The sequence below is a fragment of the Fictibacillus sp. b24 genome (assembly GCF_030348825.1).
Taxonomy (GTDB): domain Bacteria; phylum Bacillota; class Bacilli; order Bacillales; family Fictibacillaceae; genus Fictibacillus.
The window spans coordinates 598,131-623,261 of the sequence record NZ_JAUCES010000005.1 but is presented as its reverse complement, the minus strand read 5'-3'; the positions used below and the strand labels follow the sequence as shown (position 1 = coordinate 623,261).

The window sequence follows — 25,131 nt, the reverse complement described above, 5'->3', positions numbered from 1 at the left end:
CCATCCTTGCACCTATCTTTCTCATAGGAATCTGCTTAAATTCCCTACTACATACTATATTTCACCTTTAAAGTACCTAATAATAGTCGCTTTTAACATTTACTTGTATACTAGATTTATAGAATTGAATGATCCTAGAAAAACACACAATAAATGGTACATAAGGGGAAGAATTTTAAAATGTCCATTCTGATCGTTGATGACAATACAGTAAATCTATTTGTAATACAAAAAATATTAAAAAACGCTGGATATGAGGACTGTACCTCTCTTTCATCCGCTCAACAGCTGTTTGATTATCTTGAACAAAACGAAAATCAGCTTAATAAAAAGTCAGTTGACCTCATTCTTCTTGATATTATGATGCCTGAGATTGACGGGATCGAGGCGTGCCATCGCCTACAGCAGGACGAACGCTTTAAAGATATTCCGATTATCTTCATCACGGCTCTTGAAGACTCTAGCAAACTGGCAGAAGCCCTAGATTGCGGCGGAATGGATTATGTAACAAAGCCGATCAATAAAATCGAACTGCTTGCAAGAATTCGAGTGGCACTTCGTTTAAAATACGAAAAAGATTGGCATGCCGAGCAGGAGCAAAAGATTCAAAATGAGCTCGATCTTGCCATGCAAGTTCAAAAAGGACTGTTAAATCCACCTATAAAAGAGGACAACATCACGATTAATGTGTCTCACCTTCCTTCCTTTAAGCTTGCTGGGGATATGTATTATTGGCACAAGTTTGATGACCACCGTTATGGTATCATTCTTCTCGACATGATGGGACACGGCATTTCATCCTCCCTTGTTTGTATGTTCATCTCTTCGGTTATGAGGGATACGATAAAAGAACTGAAAGATCCCGAACTCGTTATTAAAGAGCTGAATCGGTATATGGCGCTTCTTCACAATCCGAAAAACGATTACAACTACTATTTCACAGGCATCTACCTCTTGATCGATACGGAGAAGAAGACAGTAGAATATGTGAATGCAGGACACCCTGAAGGATATGTACTTGTTGACAATTCGCTTTGCACGATTGAACGGTGCTGTTATGCCGTTGGTTTTTTTGAACAGATCGAGGTTAAAAAGTCAGTGATTCAGTATGAAGACAACATTCAAATGCTGCTCTTTACGGACGGCGTGCTAGAAGCTGGGGATGATGAAGAGTTGATGCTTGAGAAGTTGAAATACGTGGCATCGGAAAAATGGAGCAACATCCGCTCGCCGATCCACCTCGTAATCCCAGAAGAGCAGCAAACTGAACAGAGCGATGATATGTGTATTATGATGATACAAGCGAACTAAAAAAGCAGGATGAAGAGGTCTCATATCCCCTTCATCCTGCTTTCATTTTGGCTCTTTTCTAAAAAATTGCTGCTTTTGGATGTTTTCTCCTATGATTGTTGATTGAAGTGGAAGGTGCGAGACTCCTGCGGGACAGGCGGGCAGGTGAGACACTTAAGAGTGTAACGTACGAATGTGGCTCACCGCCTGCCCCGCGGAAAGCGAAGCACCTGGAGCGGAAATCAACTACTTTTTAAGAGCAACAATGAATACGAAAACAGCCTATTTTTTACGATAAATCTTCACTTGGTCTGCAAAATCAGCATATTTATCTGCACAGTCCGCAAACTGAATCGATTCCTTATCGCCAAGGCCAAGGAACCCATTAGGGCTAAGGCTGTCATAAAACAGCTCATGTACTTGGTTTTGCAGAGCCGCGGTAAAGTAAATCAGTACGTTGCGGCAAAGAATCACATGAAACTCGTTAAAAGAATGATCTGTCACGAGATTATGCTGAGCAAAGCTGATCTGCTTTAATAACGACGGGTTCAGATAAGCGAAGTGACCGTCCGTTGTGTAGTACTCAGAAAAGGCTTGCGTACCTCCAGCCGCCATATAATTCTTGGTGTACGTTTTCATTTTACTAAGTGGCAGAATGCCTGAACGCGCCTTGTTCAGCACAGGTTCGTTCATATCGGTCGCGTATAATTTCGTCTTATGGCTCAGGCCTTCTTCTTCAATGAGAATGGCCATCGAATACACTTCTTCCCCAGTTGCGCATCCTGCGTGCCAGATGCGAATCTCAGGCAGATCCCGCAACTGAGGAACCACCTTTTCGCGGAACGCTTTAAAGAACTCTGGGTTGCGGAACATCTCAGTAACGTTAATGGATAAATCATTAAGCAGCTTCGTCATAAAAGACGAATCATGCAACACTTTTTCCAATACGCCTGTTATTGTTGGGATCTGCTCGATCTGCATGCGATTATGAACGCGCCGATGGATCGAGGACCGCATATACTGGCGAAAATCAAAACCAGATACGCGGTACAACCCTTCTAGCAACAAATCCATCTCAATCGTTTCCGTAATATTCATTTCCTGACTGTCATCGTTGTTCCAAATGAAATCTTTCATCGAAGATCTATCCTCACTTTGTCATCCAAACATGCATTACAGAAAAGAGCTGCTCGAGTTTCAATGGCTTGCTGATATAATCTGACGCCCCTGCTTCAAGACACTTTTCACGGTCGTTCTTCATCGCTTTTGCCGTCAACGCGATAATCGGAAGGTCACTATACTCACCCGTTCCGCGTATGCGCTGCATCGTTTCATACCCATCCATCTCAGGCATCATAATATCCATCAGAATGAGGTCGATCTTTTTGTTAGCATCTAATACATCAAGGCACTCCATCCCGTTGTTCGCGATCAGGATGTTCATCCCTTTTTGTTCAAGAGCCATTTTTAGTGCAAAAATATTTCGGTTATCGTCATCTGTGATCAGCACCGTTTTACCATAAAATACGTTCTCTTCATCAACCGCGATTGATGGTTGCTCTGCTTCAGGTTCAGCAGTCACAATCTTTGCAGTGATTGGTGCTTCTGCAACAAGGCTAGTTTGGCTGGATTGCTCGAGTGCTGTTGCCACTTCCGCTGACGCACCTAGGAACGTTTGAACCGAAACGGTTTCATCCGAAATACTCGGAATCAGCAGTTTAAACGTACTTCCTTTTCCTTCTTCACTTTGAAGTTGAAGTCTGCCGCCTAAAAGCTTCGCAAACTCACTGCTGATCGATAGTCCAAGACCCGTCCCGCCGTATTTGCGGATTGTCGCACCGTCCCCTTGCTGGAACGCTTGGAAAATCAGCTCATGCTTCTCTTTCGGGATGCCGATTCCAGTGTCTTTAATCGAGACTTCCAGCCAATAATCAACACCGTTATAAATTACGTCTGTCTGCACTTTTTTCACGCTGACTGAAACTGAACCTTTTTCCGTAAACTTAAACGCATTCGATAACAGATTTTTCACAATCTGCTGGAATCGTTTTTCGTCTGTCTGCAGAATGGTCGGTACGTCTGGTGCCACGTTTATCGTAAAATTGAGGCCCTTTTGATCGGCGATATGCGTAAAGTTTCTCTCCAGATTGGATGGGAACTCACTCAGATTCACTTCACTCAGCATGATCTCCAGTTTTCCTGCTTCAACTTTTGAAAGGTCTAAAATGTCGTTGATGAGATTCAACAGATCCTGACCTGATGAATGAATCACTTTTGCAAACTCTAGTTCTTCATCTGAAAGTGATTTATTGCTGTTTTCAGCAAGCATCTCTGACAAGATCAGGATGCTGTTCAGTGGTGTGCGCAGCTCATGAGACATGTTAGCCAGGAACTCCGATTTGTACTTCGAGCCGGTTTCCAGCTGTGATGCCTTCTCTTCCAGCTCTTTCTTCGCAACCTCAAGAGCCTTTGATTTTTCTTCAGCGTCTTGTGAACGGGATTCCAGCTGTTCGTTGATCATCTGCAGTTCTTCGGATTGCATCTGCAGCTCTTCCGATTGTGTTTGCAGTTCTTCGGATTGCGCTTGAAGTTCTTCCGTCATCGCTTGAGATTCAGATAACAATCTTGCAATTTCAATTCGGTCGACCACTCGATTGATCGTCAGACCGAACGTTTCTAATACTTTTTCAATAAAAGCAATGTGCTGCTCTGTGTATTCAGTGAGACTCGCTAGTTCAATTACCGCGACGATTTCGTCTTCATGAACAATCGGCGCGATTAGGATGCTTCTCGGTTTCGTTTCTCCGAGTCCAGAGGAAATCAGCGTGTAATCGACGTCGATCTTGTTAATCACTTGAACTCGTTTTTCCAATGCACATTGTCCGATGAGGCCTTGTCCAAGCTTGAAGCTGGCACGGCCAACATCGCCTGCAGAATCCGCGAAAGCTCCTTTTTTAACGAATCGAATGTTCTCTTCTTTGCCTTCTTTAATATAAAAAGCGCCATAAGAGGATTCCGTAATCTGTGCGGTCGCAGAAAGGAAGATCTCCGCTAAGTTTTCAAGAGATGACACCCCTTGGTTCTTGCTGACAACTTCTGTCACACTTCTTTGCAGCCAATCTCGTTCTTCAAAAGAACTCAGAAGCTCGTTCGTTGCGTCTCCCAAGTCTCTGATCTCATCGTTCGACTTCACATGAATACGGCTGCTCAGATTTCCGCCTGTCGTCATCGCGCGAATTGTTGCCACTACCGCACTGATTGTTTTGATAATAGAACCTGAAATCATCCATGCAAGAGCGATTGATGCGACAATAACAAATGCAAGCAAGCTAAAAAGACCGATCTCAAGATATTGGTTCTGTTCATTTAGATGGTCTGCTCGCTGCTGGGTAATCTCTTTTTCTTTAGCACGAAAAGAATCAAACTGTTGCAAAACTTGTTCTGTCTTTGATTTTCCAGGATCTTGTTTGAAAAATGCAGTGATTCCCGCCGTATCGTTTCGCTGCTTCATTTTAATCGGCGGATCACCCGCTACTATAATCCATTCCTTAATGTTTTCATTAATAGCAGCGATGTTTTTTTTCTGATTTGGATTATCAGAAAGCAATTCGTTTAAGTCGTTGTAGTCTTTCGCCCATTGAGATCGCGCATCATTAAAGAGCTGGAGATAACTTTCATCTCCTGTAATGATATACGCTCGTTTGTTTGTTTCCATCGTTAAAAGATCTTTTTCAATCTGATTGGTCAGATCCCTTACCGCAAAATCGTGCTCAATGATAAAGTTCCTTTCACTTTTCATCGTGTCCAGTTGATTGGTCACCGCAAGAATAGCCGCAATCAAACAAATAATGATGACAATGTAGCCAGTAATAATTTTCTGGCGAATCCCGAATCTAAAATTATTCATCCCCATGTATTCCTGCCTTTTTTACAATATATGTTTTTATGACTAATTATAATGCTTAATGTCGGATTTAGGTAGCTGGAAGACGCTTGGAATGTGCTGGGAAAATAAAAAACTAGATCTCGTTGGTGAGAGACTAGTTTTATGCGAGGAGTATTGATGAACCAGCCTACTTTTTTATGGATCGGCTTTTTCAGTTTTGTATACGGTACGTGTTCTTTTATTTGTTACACGTTCGCGCACGATTAGGTGCATTGCGCGCAGGTGAACCTATTTCACGCGCGGGACATGCTTAGTTGCGCGCACACCGCGGCTATATTCGCGCACCAACATAAAAACGGCTCAAGATGCGCCAGTAAAACGCACCTTGAACCGCTTTAAATCCTACTTTTAAAGACTTTCTCCAATTTTACGAACAGAAATCCCTGAATCCTCGAGTGTTTGCCGAATTTTTTTCGCAAAACTTAGCGCATGAGCACCATCACCATGAATACATACCGTATCCGCTTTAATATCAACGTCCACATCTTGCTGTGTCAACACTTTCCCCTCTTTTGCCATGCGAATCACCTGTGCTACAGCTTCATCATCATCTGTGATCATGCAGTTCGGCAGCTTGCGCGAAGTTAGCGTGCAATCTTGCTGATACGTTCTGTCTGCAAAAACTTCAGACGCTGTGCGAAGCCCTGCCCGCTCGCCTGCTTTCACAAGCTCACTTCCAGCTAGTCCAAACAATATCAAATCCGGGTTCACCTTATATACACCTTCTGCAATCGCTTCAGACAGGTCACGATTCACCGCTGCCATATTATAAAGTGCGCCATGCGGTTTAACATGCTGAATTGTTCCGCCTTCTGCCTGTACGAATCCCCACAACGAACCGATTTGATAAACGACCATTTCATACGCTTCCTGAGGTGAGATGTCGATGTTGCGGCGGCCAAACCCCGCAAGATCAGGCAAGCCTGGATGAACACCGATTCCAACACCATGCTCAAGAGCCAGCTTAACCGTTTTTCTCATGGTTGCAGGATCACCCGCGTGAAAACCGCAAGCAATATTAGCAGACGTCACATATTTTAGGATTTCCTCATCGGTTCCGAGTCGATATGCGCCAAAACTCTCACCCATGTCGCAATTTATATCAATGACACTCATTGAAAAGACCTCCCACTTTTTAAACACTTGTTTAATTTACCCCAACTGTACGACAAGTTTTATATAATGTAAAATGTTTAGGAAGACTAATGAAGGAGGTGATGAAGTTGGAAAAAGTATTGAATGAAATTTTAGTAAAATTACTGAGCATCGATAATAAAGTATCTGATTTAGATAATAAAGTTTCTGATTTAGATAATAAAGTTTCTGATTTAGATAATAAAGTTTCTGATTTAGATAATAAAGTTTCTAGTCTAGATAATAAAGTAACTAATCTGGATAATAAGGTTTCTAAACTAGATGTTAAAGTGACTAATCTAGATAACAAAGTAACAAACTTAGAAACAGGTCAGCAACAGATTGGTACTAGAATGGATACACTAGAAACCGATGTAAAAGAAATAAAAGACACTGTCAATCGAATTGAAGTTAGCCAGAATGATGCTGTGATCGCGTTACTCAAAATGCAAAAACAAAAGCACTAACCTCTCGTTTTGTGTGGATTGCTTCAATAAAAAAGTCCTCGATCATGCACTCCAAGAATCACTTCAAAAATTCTCAAATCCTATAAAAATGAGGAAAGCCCCTTGAGATCAAGGGGCTACTTTATTTTTAAAGATAACAAACGCGCGATGTTCTCCGCTGTTTTTTCAACATTAACTGATCCATTGGCCAGTGCTTCTTCTAACGTTACAACACCATTAACAACACTAAAAACCGCATCAATATCATGCTCAAAAACGGCCTCATAATCTGGACCGATGCTTCCGGCAATCGCAACGACCGGAACACTAGCTGTCACATTTTTAGCTCGTTTCGCCACACCAACCGGCGCTTTTCCATGAACGGTCTGAGAATCAATTCGTCCTTCCCCAGTAATGACAAGATCCGCACCACTAACAGCATCTTCAAATCCAATCACATCAAGCACAAGGTCTATTCCGCTCTGCAGTTTTCCGTCTAAAAACGCAACAACTCCAGCGCCTAGCCCACCTGCTGCACCCGCTCCTGGCAGCTCATCCACCGCAACGCCAAGATTGCTCTCAACCACTTCCGCGTACCTTTTTAAACTGTTATCTAAAACCCCAACCATTTCAGGTGTAGCACCTTTTTGCGGTCCAAAAACAGCTGAAGCTCCGAGCGGTCCTGTTAAAGGATTCGTCACATCACTAGCCACATCAACTTTTACCGATTTCAAGCGCTCATCAATTTCAGAAACATCAATGGAAAGCAGCTCACCAAGCGCCTCACCGCCTGGCCGAAGCTCCTTACCATTCACATCCATAAACTTCACTCCAAGAGCAGAAGCCATACCAGCGCCGCCATCATTCGTCGCTGATCCGCCGAGTCCCAGCACGATTCGCTCCACCTTTTTATCGAGCGCATCTAAAATCAGCTCCCCCGTACCGCGAGTTGTCGTCACCAAAGGATTCCGGAGCTCTCTTGGCACAAGGTGCAGACCGGAAGCTGCGGCCATCTCGATCACCGCCGTCTTCCCGTCACCTGTCAGACCATAAAAAGCATTCACTTTTTCCCCGAGCGGACCAGTCGCACGAACTTCCACAATCTCTCCATCTGTCGCATCAACAACAGACCGAACCGTCCCTTCTCCCCCATCACCAACAGGAACATGGACATATTCTGCACCACTAAACACTTTCCGAAATCCCGCTTCAACAGCTATGCAGACCTCAGCCGCTGTCATGCTTTCTTTGAACGAATCGGGAGCGATGACAATCTTCATTAGGTCCACCTTCTTTATTTTTAATTCTTTTCTAATAGGTTGTTGCCAGAAGATTTCTGCTAAATTCTCTTCCTTGATGACTAGTTGATTGGAGTGTAAGGTGCAAGACTCCTGCGGGACAGGCGGGCAGGTGAGACACTTAAAAGTGAAACGTACAAATGTGGCTCATCGCCCTGCCCCGCGGAAAGCGAAGCACCTGAAACGGAAATCAACTACTTCCAAGAGCAACCAATAAACATGTAATTGATTATTTTTTAATCCACATAAACTGATACGGTACGAGCTCTACCGATTCATCGACTGAATTCCCGCTCCATAAGTCCTGTCCTCCGAAAGGCAGCTCTACATCAACCGTTTCATTCAAGGCATTCATGACAAACAGCACCGTGTCTCCTGTTTCTTCATTTCTGCGAATGAGTGCAAATACCTGCTCACTTAAATCTAAAATCAACTGTGAAGCAAACGGAGAAAATGCAGGTTCCTGCTGACGGGTACGAATTAACTTCTTCAATCCAGTAAACACTTTTTGACGTCGAGTTGATGTCTCTAATTCGGCAACCAACTCTTCATACTGAAATTTTTCGCGATTGATTCTGCGGTTGATGCCCGATGACTCCAAGCCTTCATAATCATTTTCAGATCCAAGAAGCGAGTGATAGTACACAGCGGGAACACCCATCACTGAGAACAGCACAGAATGAGCCGCAAGCATCTTCTGTACTTGAGCATCTTCACTTACATCTTCTTCTTTATTGATAAGCGCATCCATGTAATTGATGTTCAGCTCATAAGGAGATTCCGTTCCGTCCGGATTACTTTTATATGAAACACGCCCACCGTTTGCTAAAACTTTTTTAGCTAAAGCCATTCGTTCTTCTTCGGTAAGAATTCCTTCTGTCGGACGCATGCCGATTCCATCATGACTCGCTAAAAAGTTAAAGTACGTTGCAGAGTCAGACACTTTTTCAATCGTTTTTGCCCATCCCGTCAACGTCTTCGTATCATGTGTCGTTAACGTATGCAAAACGAGCGGAGGCAGTGAAAACTGGTAAACCATGTGCGCCTCATTTTTGCCATCCCCAAAATAACTGATGTTTTCTTTATGAGGAACATTCGTCTCCGTAATCAGCAGCGTGTTTAGCTTTAACTCTTCTAAAATCTCACGCCATAACTGAATGATCGCGTGCGTCTGCGGCAAATGAATACAAGTCGTTCCAGATTCTTTCCACATGAAGCCGATCGCATCCAAACGAATGCTCGTCCCGCCCCGATACGCATACTCGAGCAAAATATCAGTCATCTCAATCAATGCAGGAAAATGCTTAAAGTTCACATCTACTTGATCTTCAGAAAACGTCGTCCAAGCTGTTTTTCCTTCTTCATACTCATGAAAAAGCGGTGAAGTACGAGGACGCACAACTTTTGACGCATCAAAACCATCTTCGCGAGAAATAAAGTAGTTCGCATATTCAGGGTCACCTTTTAAATAACCTTGAAACCACTTGCTCGATTTAGACATATGATTCGCCACAAAATCAAACATCAAACGGTAGTCACCAGAAAAACGCTCGATGTCTGTCCAGTCACCAAGATCCGGATGAATCTCACGGTAATCAACAACAGAGAAACCATCATCAGACGTATACGGAAACATCGGAAGCAAGTGAACGTCCGTAATTTCGTTCTTCGCAAATTCATTTATGAACTTGTTAAGTGTTTTTAGCGCTGGCTCTCCCTCTTCTTTAATAATGTCGCCATACGTAATAAGATAGACGTTTTTTTCAGAAAGTGGAGCCGTTTTGCTCCACTTCTTCTCTTTCCAGCTCTCAGCAAGCTTCACAATCTCGCTTTTATAATGTGGTGAGAAGTCTTCACCGTATATCGTTTGTAACAGATTCTCAACTTTTTCTGGAAAACTCATTACACATTCTCCTTCATAACCAATTTCAATGTTACGTATCCTTTAGGACGCACTAGCACGTCTCCTTTAACGTCAACAACAATTTTTTCATTTAATTTCGTTTGTGCAATAGACTGGATGTGTTCACTTGAAATGTTCACCGTTTGTTCTCCATCAGTCGGATTGAAAAGTCGCAAAATCACTGAATTGTCGTCATGCGCTTTTTTCATTGAGCAAAAGTACACTTCTCCCGCTGCTTCTAGGAAACTAAAGCGAGCAGGCAGCGCATCGACCGGATAAGGAATCTCAAAGCGATCCAGTCTCTCTTCAAATGTGTTTAAAGATTGCTTCTGATAACTCACACTGTGACCGCGATAATCATCCACAAGTTTAAACAACTGATTAATATCATTGCCTTCTCCAACATGAATACAGTACTCAAATGTCATCTTTGTCTGCATTTGAGCGTCAGGTGTAGTCACTACTTTGTTGTTGATGCCTGATGCACGGCCAGGTCTCCACGCTAAGTTATCACGACCAAGCAAACCAACACTTCGGAACAGCGTTAATGCCAGCTCCCCCGTTTCATTGATCAACTCATATTCCTTAATCCCTTTTGTCACCACAGCCGCCGTTAACTCTCCGTTCGTCACTCCAGCTATGTTTTCCAAAGGATAGATCGGCACTGGCGCTTCAGCAAACTTCTCCTCTTTCCACGTCGGCATGTAAGGATTAACCGTCGGACGCTGGATTATGCTGAATCCTTGATCGCCGAATGAATGCTCTGGTGCTTCAACAGAAGTCTGAAGCAGCACACGCACACGGTGATCTTTTACTTCATTTTCAATGTCGTGTGTCACACGGATAAAGTCTTCACCACTTAGAAGTTCAAAACGTGTAACGATCGCTAGACTTGTTGTTGCCTGTCCTTCTTTTCTTTCCTCTAAGTCCCCTGGCACCTGCAGCACATGAACCACTTCCATAAACTCTGTGCCTGAGCTCCCCTCTACATACACAGATTCAAGAGTCTTTGAATAGATTGCGGAATCACCTTCAAGTGGCGAAAAGTCATAGGAATCACCCGCATCCGCTACATTTTCGAACTTTATAAAATCCTTAATCGTTTTTTCTAGCGATTTTACGGTTAGATGAATCTGACTGTTTTCCTCAAAAATGGCGAAGTTTTCATTTTCTATTAAACGGTTGTTTAAAGTTTTCGGGTTAACCGCCTCATTTTCACTGGCACCTTCAACCACTTCAAACGTTTCATAACCCATAGCAGGCAGTTTCACATCACGTAAAAGCACTTCGTTTCGGTAATAACCAGGCGCGTCTACTTCTTTTTCACCGTCTGCCGTTACAACAATCGTCTTTCCGCCAGAAATGTATTCTTGGTTCAGCACATCGAACTTAACAGCGGCCCCTTTTAAATCACGAATACCAAACTCTTTTTCCTTAGTAAAAAGAACAACCTTTTGTGTACCTTCAAAACTCTTAGGCAGCAGATGGAACAGAACAAAAATTGAATCTTTTCCAAGCTTACGACTTACAGCTTCGGTCATCTGTTTTTTTAGCAGATTTAAGCAGCCATCAGCCATGCGGATTACTTTTGTCAATCGGTTTACGATTTCTTGATTCGTGTCATCCGAATTACACCCGCCGATGCTGTCATGCGCATGTACATCGAATAGCATCTTCCACATCTCATCAAGCCACTTCCCAGGATATTTAAACCCAAGAGTACTCGCAAAACTAGCTAAAGGTTCCAGCTCGCAGATCACTTTTTCTTCTGCCATATCGTTCAGCTTTTTAATGTCATAACGCTGCGAGCGAATCGTGTTGTGGATTCTGGATTTTTGAGTCGCTATCAGTTCGCCCTCAATCACGTTCTCAAAATCCCCTTTTTCCCACGTATCTTTCATAAACGTTTCATAATCGGAAAGCACATATTCATGCTTTTCATCTTTTTCGTTCAGCTTCTTCACCGTTTCAGGAAAATGCTCACGAACGAGGACTTGGTCACCGCCCGCTGGCAACAGCAAGTTGTCCGTACTTGTGTTCATGTCTGCAATCTTCTCTAAAATCGGAAGCAAACGCTCTTCCATGTACTGAGGATCATCCGATAAAAACTTCCCTGGTCCGTAGCCGAAGTAAATGTTGTTCGCCTTTACGCTCTCTCCGTCGGGTGATTTCCACGTGAAGTTCAGATCCCCATTCAGCTGATCTGTATAAATACCGCGCTGCAACACGCTATAATCGATATCAAACTCTTTGAACATAGACGGCAGATACGTGTTCTGACCGAAAATATCTGGCAGGTAACCGACATTCATCGAGTGCCCCATTTTTTCAGCAATACGCGTTCCGTACATCAAGTTACGAATCAACGACTCTCGGTTCACAAGAAGTGAATCAGCCTGCGTGTACCAAGGTCCTACAAAAATACGCTTAGCGGTAATTAAACGGCTCAAACGCTCTTTCTCTTCTGGACGGACTTTTAAATACTCATCGATAATCGAGCTCTGCGCGTCAAACACATAGCCTGTATATTCCGGATCGTTCTCCATCACATCCATCAATCGATCCATGTTCTCAACGAGTAAAAGGTTCGAATCTTCTATTGTAAAATACCACTCGCGATCCCAATGCGAATGCGGTACGACATATACTTTTTTCTGTTTCATGCTGGTTCCCTCCCAAGTTGCTTGCTCCACTTTTAATGAAAAGAGGGGTCATCTTTTTTATAAGATGCGCCCCCTTTTCTTTTTTATTTTTTAATAAAAAGTTGTTCGGTTTGTTCGATGGAAAAATGATTTATGCGCATTGTATCAGCGAGCGGTTTGTGATCGGTCTGTTGTGATTTACGGTACGTGTTCTTTTATCTGTTACACATTCGCTCAAACAGGGGTGGTTTTCGCTCACAAAGTTCCTTGTTTCGCTCAGTAAGACCTTCGTTTCGCTCACATCGTCCCGTGTTTCGCTCAATAGGACCCCCGTTTCGCTCACAACAGGAAAATATCCGCTCACACCGCTTAATTTCACCTCTTTAATATCAGTAATAACCGGCTTACACTCTCTTTTTATTAAAAATCGGCTCACTTTTTATATAAATGAGTAAATGTGCACTTCACTCGAAATTTACGCTTGTCTCTCTTTTTTCTTTAAAATCGCGAAACGTACAAAGATGTTTGCAAATGCGATAAACGCTGCACCGACAATGAGTCCTAAAAGGTACGCCCATAGGTTCTCAACGAGCGGCCATCCCCAAATCGCCGGAAGCGGCAGCCATTGAACAGCTCCTAACAAGACTGCTGTACTCGCACCAAGGATCGCACCGATAATGTTGATCGGAATCGTAATGATCGGGTTGCGAAGCATGAACGGAATCGCGCCCTCAGAGATTGCAAGGAATCCAAGTAATAATGACGTGTTACCCGCGACACGAAGGTCAGCTGGGAACACACGACGTCCTACTACATATTTGTCGATAATAACGGCAAGTCCAAGCCCGATTGGCGGAATAACGATCGCCAATACACGAGCCGTTAACGGATAAACCTCGTCAGCCGCAAGCCCAATCGCGATCGCACCTGCCGCTTTGTTAATCGGTCCGCCTAAGTCAAAGGCAGTTGCAGAAGCAATGATAGATGCAAGAACTACATCTCCAGTCCCTTGTGCAGACTCAATCCAGTTGCGCAGCACAACATTCAGACCGCCAAACACAGGGTCTACAATGTAAAAGTTTAAGAAGAAAATTGATAATACTGAGACTGCTGGGATGATGAACATTGGTTTCATCGCAGCTAAGTTTTTGTTTAACTGTATTTTACGGTTTAAGAAACGAGCAATATAACCCGCGGCCAAACCAAGAATCAATGCACCTAAGAAACCAGACGGAATACCTTCCGGATTGTCCCAGAAAGTGTAATGAAGCCCGCCTGCAAAAGCTCCTCCGATAAATCCGGCTACTAAACCAACGCGGTCAGCCAGGGAATAGGCAACAAATGCAGCGAATATCGGATACATGAATTTAAAGATCAAAGCTCCAAACTTATCTAAGTGATGCAAAATAACGAAAAGTTCATTTGAATGTGTTGCATATTTCGGATCACCAAGTTCGTTCACTAGACCAAACGGCATCGCACCAAGCTTCGCGATTCCCATCATAAGACCACCGGCAACGATAACCGGGATCATGTATGAGATTCCTGTCATAACGGCTTGGACCATGTCTTTGAAGAAACCACCGCCGTTTGAAGATGTCGTTGATGACTCGTCTTCGTCACCTGCTTCAACCACTCCATCAGGATTGTCTAGCGCTTTTTGAATCAATTCTTTCCCGCGTCTGAGCGGTTCAGCGACACGTGTTGCAACATAGGTTTTCCCAGCAAAACGTTCTTTTCGTTTTGGTGCGATGTCTGTTGCGAAAATTACAGCATCTGCGTTTTTAATAACATCTGCAGTTAGCTCGTCCTCAATCCCGTTTGCCCCTTGCTTTTCAACGAGTACACGCACACCTAGCTCACGACCTGCTTTTTCTAAAGCTTCAGCCGACATGTACGTATGCGCGATCCCTGTGGCACAAGCGGTCACGGCAACAACGGTTTTCGTAAATTCTTTTTCAACTGGAACTTCTGTCTTCTCTTCAACATCCAATCTGTTTAAAAATTCTTCTGGGGTTGATGCAGCCATCAAACCTTCCAAATAGCCGTCACGCATCAAGTTTGTGCTTAGTGTTGACAGTACTTTTAAATGCGTTGTACCCGCTTCACTTTCTGGAATAGCGATCAAGAACACGAGTTGAACTTTGTTGTTCGGATCGATGCTTTCCCAATCTGCGAGTGGCGTTTTTAATCGCGCTACAGCGAAAACGGCTTGTTTTACCGTTGAAGATTTACCGTGCGGAATGGCTAATCCTTTTTCCATTCCTGTCGGTGATTGTTCTTCGCGTTTTATAACCGCTTCCAATAATGCTTCTTCTGATTCTATATAATCTTGCTTTTTAATCTTTGAAATTAGCTGTTTGATAACTTGCTCTTTATTTTGAGCATCAACATCGAACAGAACTAAATTCGGATGGGTCATGTTTCTAAGTTCCATGACGTTCACTCCAATCTTTCCTAGTATGAAAGCACTTCCAACTTTCTATACTCTATTTGTAACATGAAAGTAAGCGTTATCTTTGTACATAGTCTGTACATTTGTACAGAATGAAAAATGGGCTATACTATTAGGAAAGAATCGTTCGGAAAAGAGGAAGTGCAAACATGGGGAAGTTTCTAGATCAGTTCGGAAGCCATTTGGCCGATCTTACGCCAACCGAAAAACAAGTACTATATTACATCGACAATCATATAGATGAAGCGAAAAAACATTCATTAACGGAGATCGCAAAAGTAAACAACGTGAGCACCACAACAATCGTTCGCATGTCCCACAAACTAGGATTGGAAGGTTTTTCAGAACTAAAATTCATGTTGAAAAAGCTAGAGAACCAGCAGGTGTTGATGGATGACAATCCTGTCGATCGCTATAAAGACGAGTTTGTATCAGCGTTTGAAACCATTCAAACGCGTGAGCTCGAAAAATTGAGTGAAAAGATCGTTAGTGCAAAGCGTGTAATCGTCATTGGAGTCGGGCTTTCTAAGATGATGGCCGAGTATTTCAGCAAACTTCTCATGCAGACGAACAAGCAGACGCACTATACATACGAGTCACATATGATTGATCTTTTACCAAACATGGTCGAACCAAATGACCTTGTGTTCTTCATCTCATCGAGCGGCGAAACAAAAACATTGGTGCAAGCTGCCGAAAAGCTATCATATAAAGTGGTTGACACAGCTGCGATCACGAACGCATCAGACTCTACTTTAGGTAAGATGGTGAAAACAAATTTAAGTATGACGGTCGGCCGCGTGAAGTTTGCTGGCTATGATATAACCGCAAGATCCACTCTGATGCTGCTGATTGACCTTCTGTTTGAAAGTTATTTGAAGAGAAGTGTGAAGTGAGTGAGATGGGACACCTAAAATTTTATTCAGGTGGATAGTGTTGGGGATGGCTGGGGGCGGGGTTACGGTACGTGTTCTTATATTTATTACACGTTCGCCCAGAAATTCACCCGTTTCGCTCATTGGTGCCCTTGTTTCGCTCACAGCAAGTCCCGAGCAGCTAATGAGCACAAATTTTAGCCGATCAACGGCATCAAGTGTTTACTGAATGACCTTTTGAGTCAGCTTTCACTCTTAACGAAGCTGTTTTTTTATATGTTTTGGTCGAGTTCTTGATCTATTCTCCCGCCCCTGCCTCTACCACCCTCTCAACCAGCTCTACAAACAAATTAAAAATATGTTAAACTACTCATTCAACCAAAAAAACATAACTTTTTCCAATAAAATCATCTATTATATAGAGAAGAGTATTTTTTAAGGACGTGAACAATGAAAAAGCATATACCGAACTTATTAACTTTAGGAAATTTATTTTGCGGCTTTCTGTCTATCGGATACGTAACAAACGGTGACATCAGAAATGCTGCAATCCTGATTTTTATCGCGATGATGCTGGATGCTGTTGACGGAAGAGCAGCGAGGATTTTAGGCGTTTCAGGCAACTTAGGGAAAGAACTGGATTCTCTTGCAGATGTCGTTTCGTTTGGCGTAGCTCCTGCCTTTTTTGTGGCCAACACATACTTCGCACATTTAGGCATGTGGGGATTCCTGTTTGCTGGTTTGTTCCCGTTATTCGGCGCATACCGCCTTGCCCGATTTAATATCACAGATGCGGATGAATCCATGAAATATTTTAAAGGGATTCCAATTCCACTAGCTGGTGGAATCGTCGTCTTTTTAGTATTTTTCGTAAAATGGATTCCGCTTTGGATCTTTGTCCTTCTCTTTTACGGGCTTGGCCTGTTGATGGTCAGCACGATAAGGATTCCAAGCTTCAAGGACATTCCGATGCCACGATACGGGACCATTATCTCGCTGTTTCTGTTCTACATGTTTTACCTGCTAGCGAAGAACCAGTTTGAAAGTGTACCGATTTTCTTTTATGTCGCTCTAGCTACGTATTTCTTGTTTATCGGAGTTCGTTTCATTAAAGTAAAAGAGATTAAAATCAGAAGACCTCGAAGACCGCGCCGCAACAAAAGAAGACGTTTCTAACAGAATGTAATTATTCCAATCCAGGTACTGACCTTTCAGTATCTGGTTTTACTTTTGAGCAAAAGGATGTATAAACATGAATCCTCTAACATTCGGATTGTTATTTTTCATTCCAGGAGTCGCTTTTTTTCTATTGATTTTATTTAAATATACAGAGCAAGAACATCAAAAGGAGCTTGAACAATACGCATGGTTTCGTGAAGACAAACGGAAATGGCTTTGGGACTCGGATTTTGCTCTATTCACGAAAATAGCGGAAAAGTCGTTTATCATTACCAAAATTATTATGCTGCTGCTCTCATTATATATGGTGGCTGCAGGCGTACTTGGTCTCTGCATGTATTTCTTCTGATCCCTATCATCTTTTCCCCTCTCCCTTCATATAATGTCTTAATAAGAAAAACATGTACTTTGTGAAATGGACAAATCATGTTTGAAAGGAGAGAGGTTATGAGCAACTACCCAAATCTTAGGGAGTTTTACGAAAGAGTCCCTATTCTGATCGGAGAAAACGATCGAGCTGCTCTTTTAAGAAAAGCAGAGGAAGACGAGGCGCTCGAAAGCTCGACACACTGGCTGATCGCGATGGAAGGCAGTGAAAAGCAGCGGGACGTTTATCACTGGAAGGTTCTCATCTACCCTTCCCAAACGAAAAGCGTGCACTGCTATAAATCGCCTTACTACACATCAAAGCACTTTGCATCCATATACGACGCGATCGACTACTCCAACGAGCTGAGTCAAAAAGCACAGGAAGATCTTCTAAGCACCCTCGAAAAGGAACAGCATGCCTTACAAAGAGAAGCATAACCCGATTCACCCTCGCTTTTCTTTTTACCCTGGATTGTGAAATAGTGTACATAGGCCGGCAAATTACATAAGTAAAGCAACAATGAAGTGGATTATCTGCCAGTTCATTTTTATTATGTCTTTTTTAAAAGCTAATGGCTCTACCCTCTCAACGTAGGAGTAGACAAAATTATAATGCTCTTTCGTGTAACACATCCTTCAATTGTTGCCTCCCCCTCAATATCCCCTTTATATAATTTGTAAACTTTTTCTCAATCCAAATATAAGACAAATGAGAAACTATTAAGGAAATGACAACAGATAGCAGGCTGAAAGTGAAGAACAATAGCCATGGAGATTGAGGAAAATGGTAGACCTTGTTCATAACTAGTTTCAACGGAAACATGATTACTGTGTGCCAAATATACAAACTATAGCTAATGTCTCCTAGGTACTTAAATATCTTTGTTTTTAAAATTGTAGAGAGTATACCTTCTTCGTTAGTAATGGAAATAAAAAGAAAAAAGCTTAAGACTAAAGAAATTGTTAAGTTAACCTTATCGTAAAATACATAAATGAATATGAATAAAATCAGGCCATTAAAATAAAAAATTGGCTTATAATTTCTTATCGTATTGATTCTTCCTATCCATTTATATATCAAGATACCCACAACAAAAAAACAAGCAATTGGATGAAAATACAGAAATAGGGTAGCTAGTAAAACCGTAAGTAATAACAATAGTTGATTTTTGTAGTTATTACCTTTTTGCCTCGAGGTAAAATAGGAACCTATTAAAAGATAAAACAAAAACTCGTAGCTTAATGACCATGCAACAATCTGAGCCTCTGGAAGGAATGAAAAGATCCCCGGCAAAAGAAACAAATTTGAGAAGAAGTGGAGGAGATAATCGCTTAATGAAAGGTTCTCCATCCATTTGTATCCTATCATTGGCCCCGCCGTAAATAATAATAAGTGAACCACAAGAAAAACGGGATAAATCCTTAGTATACGATCAATTAAAAAACGATTTGCGTTTTGGTGTCGATATAAACTTTGGAGGATAAGGTATCCACTTATTACAAAAAATAGATTCACAGAAACCAAACCTGCAGATTCGACCCATTTTAGATGTCCTTGTAAGGGATGAATTTGCTCTGAAGATACTAAACCTCGATATGAATGAAAAACGACTACTAATAGAGCCAATAATCCTCTGAATCCTTGTAGGGTTAGATTTTGTTTGTTCATCCCATCATCCTCAAACAGACATTTTCTTTTTTAGAATATTTTACCACCAAATACATAATATTTTCTTAACTACAAAAAATAAAATTATTACATAACTACGCTAAAAAGACTCAAAAGCGATTCATCTCACTTTTGAGTCTTTTATATGCTTATGCTGATTTAAAGAATTCCTAGGATGAGATAATTACGAATGGTAGGTTATCAAAGCAAAAGAAGACTTAGAAGTGGAGTGGTTACTTTCACTTCTGAGTCTTTTTATAATAAGCACGGATAGCAGTAAATTATGTATTTCCGAATGTAACCTCTGATTTATGAACCAAAATGACTCGTGACACGTAACGTTCATGTACCTTCCTGATCTCAAGAAAGTCTGAAGAATACACGTGTAATACTTGGTGTAATTCATCTTGATATGTAACGAGATCTCCTCTTTCAATAGTCATGTTCTCACCCTAGTTGTTAGTTTCTATAGTTAATTATACCTAAAATATGAGGAAGTAAAATTGGGAAACATGCAGGGTTTTTGGCCATTAACTTCATTAATTTGATACTAGTTTCCTCTTACAGTTTAAGTTACTGTATATTTAGGTAAGATGATACATGCTCTATATTTATTTCTAATAACTGCAAATAAATTTTTTCTAAAAAAGGCGGGATAACAACTATGAATGTAGGAGAAAAGATACGTTATTTCCGAAAAGTCAAAAATTTGTCCCAACAAGAACTGGCTGCCGGAATTTGTTCGGTTCCATATTTGAGCAAGATAGAAAATAGTGTCACAGAGCCGTCTGAGGAAATACAGCAGCATTTAGCGAGTCGATTAGAAATCAGACTAAATTCCTTAAATGAAAATGAGCTGATACATAAATATGTAGATTTGTTTCATTCTCTTTATAAGAGAGACCACCTATCTGCTGAACGAAAATTTCAAGTATTGGGTGACTCACCTACACAATCTGTTGATGAAGATATTTTACATAAAATTTTCAAGAGCATTTACGTTATGATGACGACTTTAGATGTACATGGTGTTCAAAATCTGTTAAATGAAGTCGGATATATTGAAAATGTGATAAAAGGGGAAAAGGCGTTTTATTACTTACTTGCTAGAGGGCAGCTCAGCTACTTCTTAAAAGATTACGAGAATTCCTTTAACTACTTTTTATTGGCTGAAAAACAATTAGAGGATAGTCGTTTTCAAGAATGGGAAAAGGGATATTTGCTGTACATGATCGGTCTTTCAGCCAATCAGCTATATAAAAATATTGTTGCCTTGGAATACACCAATCAAGCTTTAATGATATTTGAGAAAAGCTATTTCTTTAAGAGATGTGCCGATTGCAGAATAATACTCGCTATCATTCATCTTCGCATAAGAAATTTTGATGAATCAACTAAACAATTGCTGCTCGCTGAAACGATCGCAAACACCTTTGATGACGGGGTGTTACAGGGAATTATCTATCATAACTTAGGAAGTATCGCCACCCATAAAGGGGAAACAGAAAAAGCGATTGATCTCTTTTCTAAAAGCTTAAAAGCAAAGGAAAAAATCCCCCTAACTGAAAAACTATCAACGATTTATATGTTGGTGAAAGAATATCAAAACACACACAGCCGCGAAAAAGGTGTAGAACTCATAGAAACCTGGCTGGGAGAGCTACATGAAAATCCGCTGTATCGAGAATATGAGCTTCATCTTCTCTATCACAAACACCTATTCACAAACGGCGATCATACTGAAACTAGCATTCGTTTTATGGTAAAAGAGCTGATCCCTCACTTTGAACAAAGAAACGAATGGATTCACCTAGCCGAATATTACCCCGTACTCGGAAAATACTTTGAGAAAAATCAAAAGTATAAACAAGCGAGTATGTATTATTCGATGGCCTATGATGCGCTAAGAAAAATGCATGAAGTCGGTGTTACGTACGTTTAAGAAAAAAGAGAAACCCAGCATGGTCGTCCATGCTGGGTTTTGCTATTAATTAATACCTACTGCTTTTTCTTTTAAAATCAAAGAGATCTGTTCTGCAACGCCCTCCGCGATTACCTTCAAGTCCAGATTATACGCCTCTTTTTTATGGTAGACGTTTTTTACTGTAATTGTTCTTTTAATCTGTTACACGTTCGCTCCGAAATACCCCGTTATGCTCAAAATGCTCCAGTATCGCTTAAACCTAACAAAAAGGTAATTCATAAGAGCGTATTTCCCCTTATGTATCACCTCTTCATGGAATATTCACCTTCATTCACGTCTATACTGCATACTATCGACTTTAAAGAAAGAAGATGGATGCCATATGGCCGAATCTCATAATGAATTGCTTAGTTCTGATCTAACGCAAAACTTAGAAATAATAGAAAAAAAAATGAAGCAGACGGCGGATTTAAAACGAAGAAAATTAGTTTTTCATGGTGAAACGATTATCCTTCTGTACCTTGATACGATGACGGATAAAGAATCGATCGAACTCCATATAATTAGTCCCATCAACAAGCAAGCATCTGAAAATATCGAGAATGCATTAGGTACTAAACAATTTTCTATCATGACAACATATAAAGACATAAGCAGCTCTTTAGCAGAAGGAAATACTATTTTGCTTACGGAGAACTGCAAAATTGCCTATTCCATTGCGACTTTATCGGATGAAAAACGTGCGATCAATGAATCTTTGAACGAAAAAGTAACGATGGGCGCACATGATAGTTTTGTGGAAAGCGCCGCTACAAATATATCGTTGCTTCGCAAAAGGCTCAGAACACCAGAGTTTAAAGTGGAATATCAAACTTATGGATCGGATACAAATGTAGAAGTTGCGATATGTTATCTCGAGTCAAAAGTGGATCAGACTGTCCTTCATTCGATCAAAAGCCGGTTAGAAAAGATCAAGAATGATGATGTCATTAACTCCAGGCAGATACAAGAGGCGCTTGAAGATTATCCGTATTCCCCCTTCCCGCAATCCTTACGAACGGAAAGACCGGATCGGGCAGTCTTTAATCTCCTAAATGGGAATACTGTAATTTTTCTTGAACACGAACCTTCTGCATTGATTACACCAATATCTTTTTATTCCTTTTTAAGAAGTCCTGAGGATTATAACTCACGCTGGTTCGTTAACTTTTTTTACTATTCATTGCGATTACTGGCTTTTATCTTGTCGGTCACACTCCCGGCTTTTTATATCGCTGTTAATGCGTATCATTCTGCTATCTTACCGGTGAGCACTTTTTACACACTCAAGCTTTCCGTTTTGAACGTCCCGTTTCATCCTCTTATTGAAGCGGTCATGATGCAAATTGTTTTGGAATTATTGAAGGAAGCTTCCGTCAGACTCCCATCAGCAGTTGCACAAACGATTGGTACAGTAGGAGCTATTGTGATCGGTTCAGCAATCGTTCAAACCAATTTCATTTCCAACACCATGGTTGTAGTAATTGCGATTACAGCCGTTTCATCCTTTGTTATTCCAATCGGCGAAATGAGTACAAGCATACGGCTCATGAGTTTTCCATTAATTTTCCTGGCAGCTATTTTCGGTTTTATTGGAATCGCATTTGGATTGATGGTATATACGACACACCTTGTAAAGCTGACTTCTGCTGGGAAAGCTTATGTGGAGGCACCTAAAATATTTCAGTCATTCTTTAACACAAAGCCTAAAAACAGAAAGGGTCAGGATACGAATGCTCACGAATAAGAATTTGTTTTTCTTAATCATTCAAGCTCAGATCGGTATCGGTATCCTAGGTCTGCCCTATATTCTATATAACGATGTGCAGCAAGACGGCTGGATGTCACTTCTGATCGCTGGAGTTTTGGCACAAGGAATCATCATTATACTTGTCGCGTTAAGCAGAACGTCACCGAACGAAACGTTTTATGAAATTAACCTTAGACTGCTGGGAAATGTTTTAGGAAAAATCGTTAACATAAGTTATGTGTTGTATTTTATTTCGTTTTCCCTGCTGCTCATGATCCTTGTTACAGATGTGATCAACACATGGATTCTTCATCAGACACCGAGATGGGCGATCATCTTAATGCTGCTGATCGCAACATCTTATATTGCGAAGGAACGAATACTGACGATTTCAAGATCGTTTCTCTTTTTTTCATTTTGGTTTATCGTCCTGATCTTTTTACTTATTCTGGTCTACCCGCAAGATATTCACTTTGGAAGACTGCAGCCTATAGGTTCAAATAGTTTTACAGAAATAATTAAAGCAAGTCCTGATGCATTCGTTTCATTGATTGGTTTTGAGCTCATTTTGTTCATCATGCCATTTATAAAAAATCCTAAGAAGAGCTTAATGGTTCTCACGTTCGCAAATTTGTTTGCTCTTACGCTGTATATATTCTTATTTATCACTTGTGTAATTTCCTTTAGCGGCGTGCAACTCAGCCTTATTCAAGCGCCGTTACTATATCTTTTTCGAGGTCTGTCATTTGAATTTGTTGAGAGAATCGATATTCTATTTCTTTCATTTTGGATTGTGCCTATATCGACCACACTGGTTATTCAGCTTTTTAATGCAAGCCTTGGTGTCCAGAAATTATTTTCGATTCAGAGGAAAAAATCAGTGTATTTACTTTCTTTCATTTTATTATGCTTAGGTTTGTTGCCAATAAATTTAACTGTGACAGAATCACTGTCTAGTATCATGATCTATTTAAATATCATCTTTGTATTTATCTTTCCGGCACTATTACTCATAATCGCTAAACTGAAGGGGATAAAGGGATGAAGAATACGACTCAAAAAATAATCACTCTATTGTTCATTTTCCCTCTGCTGACCGGCTGCTGGGATCAAAAATTAATTGTGGACCAAGAAGTGATTAACGGTGTAAGTTTTGATTTAGAGGATAATAAAATAAAGTCTACGATCGTAGTCCTTAACATCATACCAAAGGGAACAAACTTTTTTGACTTTAAAAATCAGATGTCTTCTGCAACTGGTTATTCTTTAGAAGATACATACCGTGAATTAAGAACGTATTATACAGGTCCTTTAACCGCTTCAAAGTCACGAATCATTTTGCTCGGAGAAAGTTTCGCAAAGAAAAATTTAAACGCCTATCTCGATTTTTTCTACCGTGTTCCTGATCCCTATTTAGGAAGTAAAGTAGCGATTGTAAAGGGTGTGGAAGCGAGTGAACTCTTATCAACAAAAGAGATCGGCACAAACCCTGTTGCCTTTGGATTGTATGAAATCATTGATGCTGCTGAAAACAATTCTACGGTTCCCAAAGGGACGCTGAACACGTTATTTACTTATTTTAATGAAGAAGGAAAAGACTTTGTCCTCCCAATCTTAGAGCAAAGAAATGGCAATATACGAGTATCAGGAGCTGGTTTAATCAGTAATAACGCTTATTCTGGAGAGATGATTTCATTAAAAGAATGTACGCTTCTTTTATTATTAATGGATGATTACGGAGAGCTTGTCGATCTAGAATCATATCTGAATGATAAAAAGAAATTAAATAATCAAGTTTCCTATCGAATTAAAAATTCCAAGCGGAAGTTAGATATAAAGAAAGATGCTTCAGGAAAACCAATGGTTGATATTCATTTGGACCTTAAAGTAATGGTTCATCAATACCCCAGAACTGAAAAAATCAGCTCAAAGCAGATCAAAGAGTTAGAAAAAACCATTTCTCAGGATTTAACGAGAAAATCTCAATCGATTATGAAAAAAACACAAAAAGCCAACAGTGATGTATTAGGAATTGGAAGAAGTATAAAAGAATCAGATCCAGCAGCATGGAAAGCTCTTGATTGGGGGAAAACTTATCCCGCCATAAAGATAAATACGAAGGTTGAAGTGGCGATTGAGAAGACCGGCATACTTAAATAAAGACTTAAATAAAGCATAAAAAAGCACGGCTCAGCGTGCTTTTTTGGCTTAC

21 protein-coding genes are annotated in these 25,131 nt (G+C 40.9%); 12 read left to right on the top strand and 9 right to left on the bottom strand.

The annotated features are described in order from the left end of the window. Positions 1-180 precede the first annotated feature (180 nt). A complete protein-coding gene (locus tag QUF49_RS03145; RefSeq protein ID WP_289494293.1) occupies positions 181-1,311 on the top strand; it encodes a fused response regulator/phosphatase in 1,131 nt (376 codons plus the stop codon). 98 nt (positions 1,312-1,409) lie between these two features. Beyond that, complete coding sequence (locus tag QUF49_RS03140; protein ID WP_289494292.1) at positions 1,410-1,547, top strand: hypothetical protein; 138 nt, start codon at positions 1,410-1,412, stop codon at positions 1,545-1,547. 25 nt (positions 1,548-1,572) lie between these two features. Here the strand turns inward: QUF49_RS03140 and QUF49_RS03135 are convergent, their stop codons facing one another. From QUF49_RS03135 to QUF49_RS03125, 3 genes are all read right to left on the bottom strand, one after another. Further along, positions 1,573-2,427, bottom strand: a complete 855-nt coding sequence (locus tag QUF49_RS03135) for a CheR family methyltransferase (RefSeq protein ID WP_289494291.1) — start codon at positions 2,425-2,427, stop codon at positions 1,573-1,575. Positions 2,428-2,440: 13 nt separating this feature from the next. Next, positions 2,441-5,197: an ATP-binding protein gene (locus QUF49_RS03130; protein WP_289494290.1), complete on the bottom strand. Its 2,757-nt coding sequence runs from the start codon at positions 5,195-5,197 to the stop codon at positions 2,441-2,443. 387 nt (positions 5,198-5,584) lie between these two features. Continuing rightward, positions 5,585-6,352: a LamB/YcsF family protein gene (locus tag QUF49_RS03125; protein ID WP_289494289.1), complete on the bottom strand. Its 768-nt coding sequence runs from the start codon at positions 6,350-6,352 to the stop codon at positions 5,585-5,587. A 107-nt stretch (positions 6,353-6,459) separates the two neighbouring features. On the opposite strand from QUF49_RS03125, the gene QUF49_RS03120 reads away from it, so the two are divergent. Further along, complete coding sequence (locus tag QUF49_RS03120; protein ID WP_289494288.1) at positions 6,460-6,837, top strand: hypothetical protein; 378 nt, start codon at positions 6,460-6,462, stop codon at positions 6,835-6,837. Positions 6,838-6,953: 116 nt separating this feature from the next. On the opposite strand, the gene QUF49_RS03115 is transcribed toward QUF49_RS03120, so the two are convergent. Continuing rightward, entirely contained in the window at positions 6,954-8,096 is a 1,143-nt protein-coding gene (locus tag QUF49_RS03115; protein WP_289494287.1) for a glycerate kinase, read from the bottom strand. 100 nt (positions 8,097-8,196) lie between these two features. Between QUF49_RS03115 and QUF49_RS03110 the strand changes: the two genes are divergently transcribed. Continuing rightward, positions 8,197-8,331, top strand: coding sequence for a hypothetical protein (locus tag QUF49_RS03110; RefSeq protein ID WP_289494286.1), 135 nt, complete (start codon positions 8,197-8,199; stop codon positions 8,329-8,331). A 12-nt stretch (positions 8,332-8,343) separates the two neighbouring features. Here QUF49_RS03110 and QUF49_RS03105 read toward each other — a convergent pair whose 3' ends face one another. From QUF49_RS03105 to QUF49_RS03095, 3 genes are all read right to left on the bottom strand, one after another. Further along, positions 8,344-10,017: an alpha-amylase family glycosyl hydrolase gene (locus tag QUF49_RS03105; RefSeq protein WP_289494285.1), complete on the bottom strand. Its 1,674-nt coding sequence runs from the start codon at positions 10,015-10,017 to the stop codon at positions 8,344-8,346. After that, positions 10,017-12,680 carry a glycoside hydrolase family 38 C-terminal domain-containing protein gene (locus QUF49_RS03100; RefSeq protein ID WP_289494284.1) on the bottom strand — a complete coding sequence of 888 codons (2,664 nt, stop codon included), beginning with the start codon at positions 12,678-12,680 and terminating at the stop codon, positions 10,017-10,019. The genes QUF49_RS03105 and QUF49_RS03100 overlap by 1 nt, the downstream gene beginning before the upstream one ends. 454 nt (positions 12,681-13,134) lie before the next feature. Beyond that, complete coding sequence (locus QUF49_RS03095; RefSeq protein ID WP_289494283.1) at positions 13,135-15,096, bottom strand: fructose-specific PTS transporter subunit EIIC; 1,962 nt, start codon at positions 15,094-15,096, stop codon at positions 13,135-13,137. A gap of 167 nt (positions 15,097-15,263) precedes the next feature. Between QUF49_RS03095 and QUF49_RS03090 the strand changes: the two genes are divergently transcribed. From QUF49_RS03090 to QUF49_RS03075, 4 genes are all read left to right on the top strand, one after another. Beyond that, positions 15,264-16,010 (top strand): MurR/RpiR family transcriptional regulator, encoded by a 747-nt coding sequence (locus QUF49_RS03090; protein ID WP_289494282.1) that lies wholly within the window; start codon positions 15,264-15,266, stop codon positions 16,008-16,010. Positions 16,011-16,439: 429 nt separating this feature from the next. Next, positions 16,440-17,165, top strand: a complete 726-nt coding sequence (pssA, locus tag QUF49_RS03085) for a CDP-diacylglycerol--serine O-phosphatidyltransferase (RefSeq protein ID WP_289494281.1) — start codon at positions 16,440-16,442, stop codon at positions 17,163-17,165. A 76-nt stretch (positions 17,166-17,241) separates the two neighbouring features. Then, the gene (locus QUF49_RS03080; protein WP_289494280.1) at positions 17,242-17,517 is read left to right on the top strand and encodes a hypothetical protein; all 276 of its coding nucleotides are present in this window, start codon (positions 17,242-17,244) and stop codon (positions 17,515-17,517) included. Between the two features lie 98 nt (positions 17,518-17,615). Then, positions 17,616-17,975 carry a hypothetical protein gene (locus QUF49_RS03075; protein WP_289494279.1) on the top strand — a complete coding sequence of 120 codons (360 nt, stop codon included), beginning with the start codon at positions 17,616-17,618 and terminating at the stop codon, positions 17,973-17,975. A 169-nt stretch (positions 17,976-18,144) separates the two neighbouring features. On the opposite strand, the gene QUF49_RS20785 is transcribed toward QUF49_RS03075, so the two are convergent. After that, positions 18,145-19,206, bottom strand: coding sequence for an acyltransferase family protein (locus QUF49_RS20785; protein WP_353958295.1), 1,062 nt, complete (start codon positions 19,204-19,206; stop codon positions 18,145-18,147). A gap of 281 nt (positions 19,207-19,487) precedes the next feature. After that, positions 19,488-19,649, bottom strand: coding sequence for a hypothetical protein (locus QUF49_RS03070; RefSeq protein WP_289494278.1), 162 nt, complete (start codon positions 19,647-19,649; stop codon positions 19,488-19,490). A gap of 221 nt (positions 19,650-19,870) precedes the next feature. Here QUF49_RS03070 and QUF49_RS03065 point away from each other — a divergent pair, with 221 nt between their 5' ends. The 4 genes from QUF49_RS03065 (at position 19,871) to QUF49_RS03050 (ending at position 25,079) form a co-directional block, all read left to right on the top strand. After that, positions 19,871-21,148, top strand: a complete 1,278-nt coding sequence (locus QUF49_RS03065) for a helix-turn-helix transcriptional regulator (RefSeq protein WP_289494277.1) — start codon at positions 19,871-19,873, stop codon at positions 21,146-21,148. Positions 21,149-21,512: 364 nt separating this feature from the next. Beyond that, complete coding sequence (locus QUF49_RS03060) at positions 21,513-22,916, top strand: spore germination protein (protein WP_289494276.1); 1,404 nt, start codon at positions 21,513-21,515, stop codon at positions 22,914-22,916. Next, positions 22,903-23,964 carry a GerAB/ArcD/ProY family transporter gene (locus tag QUF49_RS03055; protein ID WP_289494275.1) on the top strand — a complete coding sequence of 354 codons (1,062 nt, stop codon included), beginning with the start codon at positions 22,903-22,905 and terminating at the stop codon, positions 23,962-23,964. Before QUF49_RS03060 ends, QUF49_RS03055 begins: the two co-directional genes overlap by 14 nt. Continuing rightward, positions 23,961-25,079: a Ger(x)C family spore germination protein gene (locus QUF49_RS03050; RefSeq protein ID WP_289494274.1), complete on the top strand. Its 1,119-nt coding sequence runs from the start codon at positions 23,961-23,963 to the stop codon at positions 25,077-25,079. Before QUF49_RS03055 ends, QUF49_RS03050 begins: the two co-directional genes overlap by 4 nt. Positions 25,080-25,131 lie beyond the last annotated feature (52 nt).

What these genes read in the sequence shown, in the direction of transcription:
- QUF49_RS03135 (WP_289494291.1), bottom strand. Translation starts at nt 2,427, where the DNA reads ATGAAAGATTTCATTTGGAACAACGATGACAGTCAGGAAATGAATATT.
- QUF49_RS03055 (WP_289494275.1), top strand. Translation starts at nt 22,903, where the DNA reads ATGCTCACGAATAAGAATTTGTTTTTCTTAATCATTCAAGCTCAGATC.
- QUF49_RS03100 (WP_289494284.1), bottom strand. Translation starts at nt 12,680, where the DNA reads ATGAAACAGAAAAAAGTATATGTCGTACCGCATTCGCATTGGGATCGC.
- QUF49_RS03130 (WP_289494290.1), bottom strand. Translation starts at nt 5,197, where the DNA reads ATGAATAATTTTAGATTCGGGATTCGCCAGAAAATTATTACTGGCTAC.
- QUF49_RS03105 (WP_289494285.1), bottom strand. Translation starts at nt 10,017, where the DNA reads ATGAGTTTTCCAGAAAAAGTTGAGAATCTGTTACAAACGATATACGGT.
- QUF49_RS03125 (WP_289494289.1), bottom strand. Translation starts at nt 6,352, where the DNA reads ATGAGTGTCATTGATATAAATTGCGACATGGGTGAGAGTTTTGGCGCA.
- QUF49_RS03115 (WP_289494287.1), bottom strand. Translation starts at nt 8,096, where the DNA reads ATGAAGATTGTCATCGCTCCCGATTCGTTCAAAGAAAGCATGACAGCG.
- QUF49_RS03065 (WP_289494277.1), top strand. Translation starts at nt 19,871, where the DNA reads ATGAATGTAGGAGAAAAGATACGTTATTTCCGAAAAGTCAAAAATTTG.
- QUF49_RS03095 (WP_289494283.1), bottom strand. Translation starts at nt 15,096, where the DNA reads ATGGAACTTAGAAACATGACCCATCCGAATTTAGTTCTGTTCGATGTT.
- QUF49_RS20785 (WP_353958295.1), bottom strand. Translation starts at nt 19,206, where the DNA reads ATGAACAAACAAAATCTAACCCTACAAGGATTCAGAGGATTATTGGCT.
- pssA (WP_289494281.1), top strand. Translation starts at nt 16,440, where the DNA reads ATGAAAAAGCATATACCGAACTTATTAACTTTAGGAAATTTATTTTGC.
- QUF49_RS03145 (WP_289494293.1), top strand. Translation starts at nt 181, where the DNA reads ATGTCCATTCTGATCGTTGATGACAATACAGTAAATCTATTTGTAATA.
- QUF49_RS03060 (WP_289494276.1), top strand. Translation starts at nt 21,513, where the DNA reads ATGGCCGAATCTCATAATGAATTGCTTAGTTCTGATCTAACGCAAAAC.
- QUF49_RS03075 (WP_289494279.1), top strand. Translation starts at nt 17,616, where the DNA reads ATGAGCAACTACCCAAATCTTAGGGAGTTTTACGAAAGAGTCCCTATT.
- QUF49_RS03070 (WP_289494278.1), bottom strand. Translation starts at nt 19,649, where the DNA reads ATGACTATTGAAAGAGGAGATCTCGTTACATATCAAGATGAATTACAC.
- QUF49_RS03080 (WP_289494280.1), top strand. Translation starts at nt 17,242, where the DNA reads ATGAATCCTCTAACATTCGGATTGTTATTTTTCATTCCAGGAGTCGCT.
- QUF49_RS03090 (WP_289494282.1), top strand. Translation starts at nt 15,264, where the DNA reads ATGGGGAAGTTTCTAGATCAGTTCGGAAGCCATTTGGCCGATCTTACG.
- QUF49_RS03050 (WP_289494274.1), top strand. Translation starts at nt 23,961, where the DNA reads ATGAAGAATACGACTCAAAAAATAATCACTCTATTGTTCATTTTCCCT.